Genomic DNA, 11,814 nt, shown 5'->3' on the forward strand with positions numbered 1-11,814 from the left:
CCCAGCACAGCAGAGACGTACTGCACCGAAGGGGAAGCCATGACAGCGACGACCGACGGAAGCAGCGGGCCCGTGCGGGCCGACGCAACCGCGGCCAGTGAAACAACCGAATCGATTGCCACGGGGGATGTCCGCGAAGCCGCCGCGCGTGCGGCGGAACGATCCGTCGCGTATCTGCTCGGCCGGCAGGACGCCGAAGGCTGGTGGAAGGGCGACCTCGAGACCAATGTGACGATGGACGCAGAGGATCTGCTGCTCCGTCAGTTCCTTGGCATCCAGGACGCGCGGACCACCGAGGCGGCCGCCCTGTTCATCCGCGGCGAGCAGCGCGAGGACGGCACCTGGGCCACCTTCTACGGCGGGCCCGGCGAGCTGTCCACCACCATCGAGGCCTATGTCGCGCTCCGGCTGGCCGGTGACCGGCCGGACGATCCGCACATGGCCCGCGCATCCGCCTGGATCCGGCAGCGCGGCGGCATCGCGGCGAGCCGCGTCTTCACGCGGATCTGGCTGGCGCTGTTCGGCTGGTGGAAGTGGGACGACCTGCCCGAGCTGCCGCCCGAGCTGATCTTCTTCCCCAAGTGGATGCCGCTGAACATCTACGACTTCGGCTGCTGGGCCCGGCAGACGATCGTTCCGCTGACCGTCGTCTCGGCGAAGCGGCCGGTGCGGCCCGCGCCGTTCGCGCTGGACGAGCTGCACACCGACGCCCGTACGCCCAATCCGCCGAAGGCCCTGGCTCCCGCGGCGAGTTGGGACGGTTTCTTCCAGCGTGCCGACAAGGCGCTGCACCTGTACCACAAGGTGGCCCCGCGCCGGCTGCGCCGCGTCGCCATGAACGCCGCCGCGCGCTGGATCATCGAGCGGCAGGAGAACGACGGCTGCTGGGGCGGCATCCAGCCGCCCGCCGTGTACTCGCTGATCGCGCTGCATCTGCTCGGCTACGACCTGCGGCACCCGGTGATGCGGGCCGGCCTGGAGTCGCTGAACCGCTTCGCCGTCTGGCGCGAGGACGGCGCCCGCATGATCGAGGCCTGTCAGTCGCCGGTCTGGGACACCTGTCTGGCCACCATCGCGCTCGCCGACGCCGGTGTGCCGGCCGACCATCCCGCGCTGGTCAAGGCCGCCGACTGGATGCTCGGCGAGGAGATCGTGCGGCCCGGCGACTGGGCGGTGCGCAGGCCCGAACTCGGTCCGGGCGGCTGGGCGTTCGAGTTCCACAACGACAACTACCCGGACATCGACGACACCGCCGAGGTCATCCTCGCGCTGCGGCGGGTCAAGCACCCGGACGCCGAGCAGGTCGACGCGGTCATCGCGCGGGCCGGGCGCTGGACGCTCGGCATGCAGTCCAAGAACGGCGCATGGGCCGCGTTCGACGCCGACAACACCAGTACCTTCCCGAACCGGCTGCCGTTCTGCGACTTCGGCGAGGTCATCGATCCGCCGTCGGCGGATGTCACCGCGCATGTCGTCGAGATGCTGGCGCACGAGGGCAAGGCACACCACCCGCGCACCCGGCGCGGCATCGAGTGGCTGCTCGCCGAACAGGAGCCGAACGGCGCCTGGTTCGGGCGCTGGGGCGTCAACTACGTCTACGGAACAGGGTCGGTGGTCCCGGCGCTGATCGCGGCCGGCCTGCCCGCCTCGCATCCGGCGGTCCGCCGCGCCGTCCGCTGGCTCGAATCCGTGCAGAACGACGACGGAGGCTGGGGCGAGGATCTGCGCTCGTACCGCGAGGAGAGCTGGATCGGCCACGGCGAGTCCACCGCGTCGCAGACCGGCTGGGCGCTGCTGGCGCTGCTCTCGGCGGGCGAGCGGGAGAGCAAGGCGGCCGAACGCGGGGTGGCCTGGCTCGCCGAGACACAGCGGGCCGACGGCTCCTGGGACGAGCCGTACTTCACCGGCACCGGTTTCCCCTGGGACTTCTCGATCAACTACCACCTCTACCGTCAGGTCTTCCCGCTCACCGCGCTCGGCCGCTTTGTGCACGGCGAACCGTTCGCCGATCGCATGTCCGGCCGCAAGGGGGGCTGATGCCCGGTTCCACGGAGCCGTCCGGCTCCGCCGCGCCGCTGCTGATCGCCTGTGCGCTCGGCATCGAGAAACTCGCCCTGCGCAGCGGCGACCGCAGTGGCGCACCCGGCCCGCTGACCGTGCTCCGCACGGGCATGGGCCCGCACCACGCGGAACGTGCCGTGCTGGGAGTGCTGAGTGACAGGGCGATGCGGGACGCGGTCGTCATCGCCTCGGGCTTCTGCGCGGGCCTCGCGCCCGGCATGCACCCGGGCGATCTGGTGGTCGCCGACGTGACCCGCCACGCCAGCGGCACCACGGTCTGTACGGACACGGAACTGCTGGTCAAGGCGTTGACCCGGGCCGTGCCCGGACGCACCGTGCACACCGGTCCGCTGACCGGATCCGACCATGTCGTCCGCGGCCACGAACGGGCCGAGCTGCGGGCCACCGGAGCGATCGCGGTGGACATGGAGTCCGCCGCCACGCTCCGCTGCGCCCGGAGCACCGGGCCCCGTCCGGTTGCGGCCGTCCGGGTGGTCGTGGACGCTCCAGAGCATGAACTCGTCCGCATTGGCACAGTCCGCGGGGGAATATCAGCCTTCCGCGTTCTTCGTGCCGTACTTCCTGCTTTCTTTGAATGGCACCGTTCTTTGCTGCTCCCCAGGAGGTGAGCTAGATGGCCATGCCGCTTCGTCAGACCATCAGGGTCGGGACGTACCTCTTTGAACAGAAGCTACGCAGGCGTGAGAAGTTTCCGCTCATCGTCGAGCTGGAACCGCTCTTCGCCTGCAATCTGAAGTGTGAGGGCTGTGGGAAGATCCAGCACCCGGCTGGGATTCTGAAGCAGCGCATGCCGGTCGCCCAGGCGGTCGGAGCAGTGCTGGAGTCCGGTGCGCCGATGGTCTCCATCGCGGGCGGCGAGCCGCTGATGCATCCTCAGATCGACGAGATCGTGCGTCAGTTGGTGGCCAAGAAGAAGTACGTGTTCCTGTGCACCAACGCCATGCTGCTGCGTAAGAAGATCGAGGACTTCACCCCGTCCCGGTACTTCGCCTTCGCCGTGCACATCGACGGGCTGCGCGAGCGGCACGACGAATCGGTGGCGAAGGAAGGCGTCTTCGACGAGGCGGTGGAGGCGATCAAGGAGGCCAAGAAGCGCGGCTTCCGGGTCACCACCAACTCGACCTTCTTCAACACGGACACTCCGCAGACCGTGATCGAGGTGCTGAACTACCTCAATGACGACCTGAAGGTGGACGAGATGATGATCTCGCCCGCGTACGCCTACGAGAAGGCGCCCGACCAGGAGCACTTCCTCGGCGTCGAGCAGACCCGCGAGCTGTTCAAGAAGTCCTTCGCGGGCGGCAACCGGCGGCGCTGGCGTCTCAACCACTCGCCGCTCTTCCTCGATTTCCTGGAGGGCAAGGCGGACTTCCCGTGCACGGCATGGGCGATCCCGAACTACTCGCTCTTCGGCTGGCAGCGGCCCTGCTATCTGATGAGCGACGGATACGTGCCCACGTACCGGGAGCTCATCGACGACACCGACTGGAGCAAGTACGGCCGCGGCAAGGACCCGCGCTGCGCCAACTGCATGGCGCACTGCGGGTACGAGCCGACCGCCGTCCTCGCCACCATGGGCTCGCTCAAGGAGTCCATCAGGGCGGCACGCGAGACCGTCTCCGGAAACCGCGGGTGACGTGAGGTCCGGGCCGGCGGCGACCGCCGGCCCGGACGGTTCCGTCACGGTGCAGATCAACAGGGGGTGTCTTTTGGATCAGGCCGGATGAGCGAGCGGGGTCTGGTGCGTGCAGCTGCAAGGCGGAGGAAGGAGACGACGCGGAGCGTCGGCGACTGACGACAACGCAGCAGATGTGCGTGCCAGGGCACGCGAGCCCGGCAAGATCCAAAAGACACCCCCCAGGGGCGACGCAGATCGCCGAATCCATGGAGGACGCAGGGGTGGCTCCGGGCTTGCCCGCCGTCACCGTGAGCCGAGGCAAGCAAGTGAAGGGGGTCCGACCGTGACGATTCTGGAGAGCATCCGGGGGCCGCACGATCTGAAGGCGCTCACCGGCGCCGAACTCGATGAACTCGCGGAGGAGATCAGAGAGTTCCTGGTCCACGCGGTGGCCAGGACCGGGGGGCATCTGGGCCCCAACCTGGGGGTGGTGGAGCTCACCGTCGCCCTGCACCGGGTCTTCGACTCGCCCGTCGACCGCATTCTCTGGGACACCGGGCACCAGAGCTATGTGCACAAGCTGCTCACCGGCCGGCAGGACTTCTCCAAGCTGCGAGGCAAGGGCGGCCTCTCCGGCTACCCCTCCCGCGAGGAGTCCGAGCACGACATCATCGAGAACTCGCACGCCTCCACCGTGCTCGGCTGGGCCGACGGCCTCGCCAAGGCGCACCAGGTGCTCGGCAGCAGCGACCATGTCGTCGCGGTCATCGGCGACGGCGCGCTCACCGGCGGGATGGCCTGGGAGGCGCTGAACAACATCGCGGCCGCCAAGGACCGGCCGCTGATCATCGTCGTCAACGACAACGAGCGCTCCTACGCCCCGACCATCGGCGGCCTGGCCAACCACCTTGCCACGCTCCGCACGACCGACGGCTATGAGCGGTTCCTGGCCTGGGGCAAGGACGTACTCCAGCACACTCCGGTCGTTGGCAAGCCGCTGTACGAATCGCTGCACGGCGCGAAGAAGGGTTTCAAGGACGCGTTCGCGCCGCAGGGCATGTTCGAGGACCTCGGACTCAAGTACGTCGGGCCCATCGACGGGCACGACATCGCGGCCGTCGAATCCGCGCTGCGCCGCGCGAAACGCTTCCACGGGCCGGTCCTGGTCCACTGCCTCACCGAGAAGGGCCGCGGCTACCAGCCCGCCCTGGAGGACGAGGCCGACCGCTTCCACACCGTCGGCGTGATGGACCCGCTGACCTGCGAGCCGCTCGCGCCGTCCAACGGGCCGTCCTGGACGTCCGTGTTCGGGGACGAGATCGCCGACATCGGGGCCGAGCGGCCGGACGTCGTGGCGATCACCGCGGCCATGCTGCATCCCGTCGGCCTGACGAAGTTCGCCGAGCGCTTCCCGGACCGAGTGTGGGACGTGGGGATCGCCGAGCAGCACGCCGCGGTCTCCGCGGCCGGGCTCGCCACGGGCGGGCTGCATCCGGTCGTCGCCGTGTACGCCACCTTCCTCAACCGCGCATTCGACCAACTGCTGATGGATGTCGCGCTGCACAAGTGCGGCGTCACTTTCGTACTGGACCGGGCCGGTGTCACCGGCGTCGACGGACCCTCGCACAACGGCATGTGGGACATGTCGATCCTGCAGGTCGTGCCGGGACTGCGGATCGCCGCGCCGCGCGACGCCGAACGGCTGCGCCAGGAGTTGCGCGAGGCCTGCGACGTGGCCGACGCGCCGACCGTGCTGCGCTTCCCGAAGGAGTCGGTCGGCGCGCCGGTCGAGGCGATCGGCCGGATCGGCGGGATGGACGTACTGCGCCGGGCCGAGGACGCCGATGTGCTGCTGGTGTCGGTGGGCGCGCTGGCCTCCGTCTGTCTGCAGACCGCCGAGCTGCTGGAAGAGCGCGGCATCGGCTGCACCGTCGTCGACCCGCGTTGGGTCAAGCCCGTCGACGAAGCGCTGGCGCCGCTCGCGGCGAGCCACCGCCTGGTGGCCGTGGTGGAGGACAACAGCCGCAACGGCGGCGTCGGTTCGGCCGTCGGACAGTCGCTGCGCGACGCTGGGGTGGATGTGCCGCTGCGGACGTTCGGCATTCCCGAGCAGTTCCTGGCGCACGCGAAACGCGGCGAGGTGCTTGCCGACATCGGGCTCACGCCGGTGGAGATCGCGGGACGTATCAGCGCTGCCCTGGCAGTCAAGGAGAACGGCAGATGAGCACGGAGTTCGATCTGGGCAAGCTGCTCGCCGAGCGCGGCGGCGAGCGCTACGAGCTGCACACCCGCCATCTCAACCACCAGCTGCCGCGCATGCTGCACACCATCGGCTTCGACAAGGTCTACGAGCGGGCCGAGGGCGCGTACTTCTGGGACGCCGAGGGCAACGACTATCTCGACATGCTCGCGGGCTTCGGCGTGATGGGGCTCGGCCGGCACCATCCCGTCGTACGCAAGGCGCTGCACGACGTACTCGACGCCTCGCTCGCCGACCTCACCCGCTTCGACTGCCAGCCGCTGCCCGGCCTCCTCGCCGAGAAGCTGCTGGCCCACAGCCCGCATCTGGACCGGGTGTTCTTCGGCAACAGCGGCACGGAAGCGGTGGAGACCGCGCTGAAGTTCGCCCGGTACGCAACCGGACGGCCGAGGATTCTGTACTGCACGCACGCCTTCCACGGGCTGACCACCGGCTCGCTCTCCGTCAACGGCGAGGCCGGCTTCCGGGACGGGTTCGCGCCGCTGCTGCCCGACACGGCGATCGAGCTGGGCGATCTGGCCGCTCTGGAGCGGGAGTTGACGCGCGGCGACGTGGCGGGCTTCGTCGTGGAGCCCATCCAGGGCAAGGGCGTGCTGGCGCCGCCGCCCGGATTCCTGCGGGCCGCGCAGGAGCTGCTGCACCGGCACAAGGCGCTCCTGATCGCCGACGAGGTGCAGACCGGCCTCGGCAGGACCGGCGACTTCTACGCGTACCAGCACGAGGAAGGCGTGGAGCCGGACCTGGTCTGCGTGGCGAAGGCGCTCTCCGGCGGATACGTACCGGTCGGCGCGACCCTCGGCAAGGACTGGATCTTCAAGAAGGTCTACTCGTCGATGGACCGGGTGCTGGTGCACTCCGCGAGCTTCGGTTCCAACGCGCAGGCGATGGCCGCCGGGCTCGCGGTCCTCTCGGTGATCGAGGACGAGCAGATCGTCGCCAACGCCCGGGTGACCGGCGAGCTGCTGCGCTCCCGTCTTGCCGCGCTCGTCGACCGCTATGAGCTGCTGCACGAGGTGCGCGGACGCGGGCTGATGATCGGCATCGAGTTCGGCAGGCCCGACTCGATCAGGCTGCGCAGCCGCTGGACCATGCTGCAGGCGGCCCGCAAGGGTCTCTTCGCTCAGATGGTGGTGGTTCCGCTGCTGCAGAAGCACCGGATCCTCACACAGGTCTCCGGCGACCATCTGGAAGTGATCAAACTGATTCCGCCGCTGACCATCGGGGAGCGGGAGGTGGAGCGGTTCGTCGACGCCTTCACGGCGGTGATGGACGACGCGCACGCCGGCGGCGGGCTGATGTGGGACTTCGGCAAGACCCTGGTGAAGCAGGCCGTGGCCAACCGCTGATCATTGTCTGGCTTGGCTCTGTTTGCCTCTGGTTTGCCTCTGGGGCAAGAAATTTGCCTCAGAGGCAGACTGGTGGCGCAATGAGTGCATGAGCACTTCTGCCGGAGCAACCGGCGCCGCGCTGCCCGACGTCGGGCCCCGGCTGCGCGATCTGCGCCGCCGCCGCGGACTCACCCTGGAAGCCGCCGCACCTCGCGCGGGGCTTTCACCGGCACATCTCTCCCGGCTGGAGACCGGCAACCGGCAGCCGTCACTGCCGATGCTGCTCGGTCTGGCCAGGATCTACGGTACGACGGTCGCCGAGCTTTTCGGGGAGCTGCCGCCCGAGCGCGATCCGGTCGTCCGGGCCGGCGGCCGTGAGGCGGCCGCCGCCGACGGCTGGACCTACCACCAGGCCGGCAGTCCCGGCCGCGCCATGCAGGCGCTGCGGCTGACCGTTCCGTACGGCACCCAGAGCGATCTGGTCCGGGTGCATCCCGGCGAGGAGTGGCTGTATGTCCTCGACGGGCGGGTGCGGCTGAGCCTCGGGGAGGTGGTGCACGAGCTGTATCCCGGCGACAGCGCGCACTTCGACTCGCTCACGCCGCACCGCATCGCGGCGGCCACCCGGGACGGGGCCGAGCTGCTGTTCGTACACACTCTGCTGCAGAGCCCCGACGTCCACGCCCATGTCCGACACCCCTGAGAGGCCCGCCGTGTCCAAGCTGTCCGAGCCGTCCGAGCGGAATTCCGAGCACAACGAGGAGGGGAAGTTTCCCCGAGGGCTGGTGATCCGGCTCTTCGCCTACCTGGTGGCGGGCCATCTGTTCGCCGGGTTCCTCTATCTGCTCTTCACGCTGGGCGGCAAGGGCTGAGGGTTGGAGCGCCGGCCGCTCAGGCCTCGTCGAGCAGACGCTCGCGCAGCTTCTCCCGCGTCTGCGGGCCGACCTTCAGGCCCTCGGTGAGATAGCGGTCCGTGCTGCCCCAGGTCTGCTCGATCGTCTCGAAGGCGGCGCGCAGGTAGTCGGCGCGTGCGTCGAACAGCGGGCTCAGCAGCTCCATCACCTCGGGCGACATGGACGAGGGTGAGTCGTCCTTGCGCTTGACCTTGTAACGCCGGTGCGGGTCATTGGACTTGAGGTAGTCCGCCTCGATGGCGTCTCGCTCCACACCGACCGCCAGCAGCGAAACGGCTATCGACAGACCGGCCCGGTCCTTGCCGGCCGCGCAGTGCATCAGAGCGGGCACGCTGTCCTCGGCCAGCGCGTGCAGCACCCTGCTGTGCTCGCCGGTGCGCTCCTTGATGATCGTCCGGTACGACGCCGACATCCGGCCGGCCGCCTTGCCGTCGGCGAGGATCGAGCGCAGCTGCTCGATATTGCCCTCGCGGACCATCGTCCAGAACTCGGCGCCGTCGGCCGGGTCGGTGAGCGGCAGATTCACATTGCGTACGCCGGGCAGCTCGACGTCCGGGCCCTCCAGCCGCATGTCCGCCGCATTGCGGAAGTCGAAGATCGTGTGCAGGCGCAGCGTGGCCAGAAACGAGGCGTCGCTCTCGGTGGCGTGTGCCAGATGTCCGCTGCGGAAGAGCCGTCCGTACCGCACCTGCCGGCCGTCCGCGGTCGGCAGTCCGCCCACGTCCCGGAAGTTTCGCACCCCGGCCAGCTCGGGTTCCGTCGACGGGACCTGCGGCAGCTGCTGCGTCACAAGGGCTCCTGGGGTGACTGCTGTCGGCGCGGTCGCCGACGATGGCGTGTTGTCGACGATACGACATTGGTTCCTCGGGCAATCATCTCGGTTCGGCCCCCTCAAGTGCGTTGCACAGGCAGTGGTCTCTGTCGGATGATGTGCGGGCCTGTGCGGACCTGTGAGTATCTGAGGGGTCGGGATGATCGAGACTGTTGGCAAGGGGCGTACGTGGGTTCTGTCCGGACCGATGAGCAGCTATGCCTTTCATCTCACCGACGGCGATGAGCTGCTCCATCTCCACTGGGGCCCGCGGATCTCGGCGGCCGATGCAGAAGCGCTCGCGTCCGAGGGCCCGCCGCCGTACTGGCCCTTCGAGTCACAGCTCGACGGCCACGAGGAGTACCCGGTCGAGGGCGGACCCCGCTTCGTGCGCCCGTCGCTCTCCGTCCGAACGAGTGAAGTGCGCGGCACCGAGTGGACGTTCGCGGACGCCGCGGTCGACGGCGACGTACTGCGGCTGCGCTTCACCGACGCCGTGCACGGCCTCGGGCTCACCCTCCACCACCGGATGCGTGACGACTTCGATGTGATCGAGCGCTGGGTCACCGTGGCCCACGAGGGCCAGGGCGCCGATCTTGAACTGCTGCGCGCGGATGCCGCCGCCTGGACGCTGCCGCAGCGGGACGGCTGGCGGCTCAGCCAGCTGCACGGCCGATGGGCGGCCGAATCACTGCTCGTACGGTCGGAGCTGACGTACGGCGAGAAGGTCATCGGCAGCCGCCGCGGCCACACCGGGCACCAGCATCTGCCCTGGGTCGCGCTCGACGCGGACGGTGCCACCGAGGAGGACGGCGAGGTCTACGGCTGCGCGCTCGGCTGGTCCGGGTCCTGGCGGATCTCCGTCCAGCAGCTGCCCGACGGCCTGGTGCAGATCACCGGCGGCGCCGGATACGACGACTCGGGCCTGCTGCGGCTCGCGCCCGGCCAGTCCTACACCTCTCCGGTCTTCGCCGGGCTGTGGAGCCGCGACGGATTCGGCGGAGCCAGCCGGGCCTGGCACGCCTGGCAGCTGGCGCATGTCGTCCCGGACGCGACGGCCGACCGGCCCGTGCTCTACAACTCCTGGGAGGCCACCGGCTTCGACATCTCGGAGGAGCAGCAGCGCGCGCTCGCGCAGCGCGCCGCGGCCATGGGTGTGGAGTTGTTCGTCGTGGACGACGCCTGGTTCGGCCGGCGCGTCAGCGACCGCGCCGGGCTCGGCGACTGGACGCCGAACCCGGAACGCTTTCCGAACGGTCTCAAGCCGCTCGCCGACGACGTGCACGCACTCGGCATGCAGTTCGGCATCTGGGTCGAGCCGGAGATGGTCAACGCCGACAGCGATCTCTACCGCGCACATCCCGACTGGGTGCAGCACCACCCCGGCCGTGCCAGGACCGAGTTCCGCAACCAGCTCGTGCTCAACCTCGCCCGCCAGGACGTCCAGGACTACCTGTGGGAGCAGCTCGACGGGCTGCTGAGCAGCGCGCCGATCGACTATGTGAAATGGGACTTCAACCGCTGCTTCACGGACGCGGGCTGGCCAGGCCAGGAGTATCCGCAGAAGCTGTGGGTCGAGCATGTGGACGCGCTGTACGCGCTGCTCGACCGGCTGCGGGCCGCGCACCCGCAGGTGGCCTTCGAGTCCTGCTCCGGCGGTGGCGGCCGGATCGACCTGGGAATCCTCTCCCGGACCGATCAGGTGTGGACCTCGGACAACACCGATCCGCTGGACCGGCTCGCCATCCAGCACGGCTTCACCCAGATCCATCCGGCGCGGGTCATGGCCGCATGGGTCACCGACAGCCCCAATGTCCAGCTGAACAGTCGCGTCAGCACGCTCGGCTTCCGCTTTGTCAGCGCGATGGCCGGAGTGCTCGGCGTCGGCGGCGACCTCACCGAGTGGACGGATGAGGAGCTGGCGGAGGCGCGCGACTGGGTGGAGCTCTACAAGAAGATCAGGCCGCTGGTGCAGCACGGCGAGCTGCACCGGCTGCGCGCGCCGGACGGCGGACTCAGCGCCGTGCAGTACGTGCGCGGTGCCGAGACCGTTGTGCTCGCGCTGCTGCAGGCGCAGCACTACGGCGAGCGGCCGCCGCGGCTGAGGCTGCGCGGCATCGACCCGGCGGCCGCGTACGAGTGCCTGGACACCGGAGCCGTACACCGCGGCTCTGTCCTGCTGCACCACGGGCTGCACACCGGACTCAAGGGCGACCTGGACGCGACGGTCATCCGGCTGCGGCGCATATCGGACTAAAGGGTTCTATAGCTGGCGGTCTCGGTGAAATTCCTGCGTCATTGGCCGGAATTGGGAAGCAAGTGAGAGCGATCGCCGCTAATTGACTCTTCTGGCCCTTCTGTCCGAATTGGATGATTCGGTATAACGTGCCCCGTCTACAAGGGAGATGGGGTATGGCGCGTGAGCAGGATCATATTCGTGACGGTGTGTGGCGGTCGCACAAAGCGGAATTCCGCACGCCAGACGGACACTCAAGATCATTGATTCACGGAGTGTGACCGGAATTCTCCGGTGGTTTCCCGACTGGCCGTTGATCGGCAAAAGGAGTGACTTGTTCCGCTCGGCGCGGCTCGCTTAACGTCACGGCAATCCGGACGGACCGCCTAATCCTGCCGCCGCCCGGAATTCGAACCCACCCACGCGTGGCAGGAGCGGGGGACCCAGGTAGTACGCCGATTCCGGAATTCCGGACGGCTCGGGGTCAAGTCGCGCAGTTGCGCGGCCGGGCATCTCCAGCCCGAACCCGACAGCTCACCTCGTAGGCGCCGGAGAGGAAAGCGCC

The 11,814-nt window shown here is 69.0% G+C and carries 9 protein-coding genes and 1 riboswitch; of the genes, 8 read left to right on the plus strand and 1 reads right to left on the minus strand.

The genetic code is table 11. The features are described from left to right. The first annotated feature begins 39 nt into the window (after positions 1 to 39). The 7 genes from shc to ACH4YL_RS11840 all read left to right on the plus strand — a co-directional run bounded on the left by shc (position 40) and on the right by ACH4YL_RS11840 (position 8,160). Positions 40 to 2,037, plus strand: a complete 1,998-nt coding sequence (gene shc, locus ACH4YL_RS11810) for a squalene--hopene cyclase (RefSeq protein ID WP_398507109.1) — start codon at positions 40 to 42, stop codon at positions 2,035 to 2,037. Continuing rightward, the gene (locus ACH4YL_RS11815; protein WP_398507110.1) at positions 2,037 to 2,690 is read left to right on the plus strand and encodes a 1-hydroxy-2-methyl-2-butenyl 4-diphosphate reductase; all 654 of its coding nucleotides are present in this window, start codon (positions 2,037 to 2,039) and stop codon (positions 2,688 to 2,690) included. The genes shc and ACH4YL_RS11815 overlap by 1 nt, the downstream gene beginning before the upstream one ends. Before the next feature lie 5 nt (positions 2,691 to 2,695). Then, a complete protein-coding gene (hpnH, locus tag ACH4YL_RS11820; protein WP_398507111.1) occupies positions 2,696 to 3,718 on the plus strand; it encodes an adenosyl-hopene transferase HpnH in 1,023 nt (340 codons plus the stop codon). A 325-nt stretch (positions 3,719 to 4,043) separates the two neighbouring features. Next, a complete protein-coding gene (gene dxs / locus ACH4YL_RS11825) occupies positions 4,044 to 5,924 on the plus strand; it encodes a 1-deoxy-D-xylulose-5-phosphate synthase (RefSeq protein WP_398507112.1) in 1,881 nt (626 codons plus the stop codon). Continuing rightward, entirely contained in the window at positions 5,921 to 7,306 is a 1,386-nt protein-coding gene (locus ACH4YL_RS11830; RefSeq protein ID WP_398507113.1) for an aspartate aminotransferase family protein, read from the plus strand. The genes dxs and ACH4YL_RS11830 overlap by 4 nt, the downstream gene beginning before the upstream one ends. 88 nt (positions 7,307 to 7,394) lie before the next feature. Continuing rightward, complete coding sequence (locus ACH4YL_RS11835; protein ID WP_398507114.1) at positions 7,395 to 7,991, plus strand: helix-turn-helix domain-containing protein; 597 nt, start codon at positions 7,395 to 7,397, stop codon at positions 7,989 to 7,991. Beyond that, positions 7,975 to 8,160 (plus strand): DUF6126 family protein, encoded by a 186-nt coding sequence (locus tag ACH4YL_RS11840; RefSeq protein ID WP_398507115.1) that lies wholly within the window; start codon positions 7,975 to 7,977, stop codon positions 8,158 to 8,160. Before ACH4YL_RS11835 ends, ACH4YL_RS11840 begins: the two co-directional genes overlap by 17 nt. A 19-nt stretch (positions 8,161 to 8,179) precedes the next feature. Here ACH4YL_RS11840 and ACH4YL_RS11845 read toward each other — a convergent pair whose 3' ends face one another. After that, complete coding sequence (locus tag ACH4YL_RS11845; protein ID WP_398507116.1) at positions 8,180 to 8,992, minus strand: tyrosine-protein phosphatase; 813 nt, start codon at positions 8,990 to 8,992, stop codon at positions 8,180 to 8,182. Between the two features lie 181 nt (positions 8,993 to 9,173). Here ACH4YL_RS11845 and ACH4YL_RS11850 point away from each other — a divergent pair, with 181 nt between their 5' ends. Then, on the plus strand, positions 9,174 to 11,270 hold the full coding sequence (locus tag ACH4YL_RS11850; RefSeq protein ID WP_398507117.1) for an alpha-galactosidase: 2,097 nt from the start codon (positions 9,174 to 9,176) through the stop codon (positions 11,268 to 11,270). Positions 11,271 to 11,655: 385 nt separating this feature from the next. Further along, positions 11,656 to 11,812: riboswitch (cyclic di-AMP (ydaO/yuaA leader) on the plus strand. The last annotated feature ends 2 nt before the right edge of the window (positions 11,813 to 11,814 follow it).

This window comes from Streptomyces sp. NPDC020681 (genome assembly GCF_044334895.1).
In the GTDB taxonomy this organism is placed as follows: domain Bacteria; phylum Actinomycetota; class Actinomycetes; order Streptomycetales; family Streptomycetaceae; genus Streptomyces.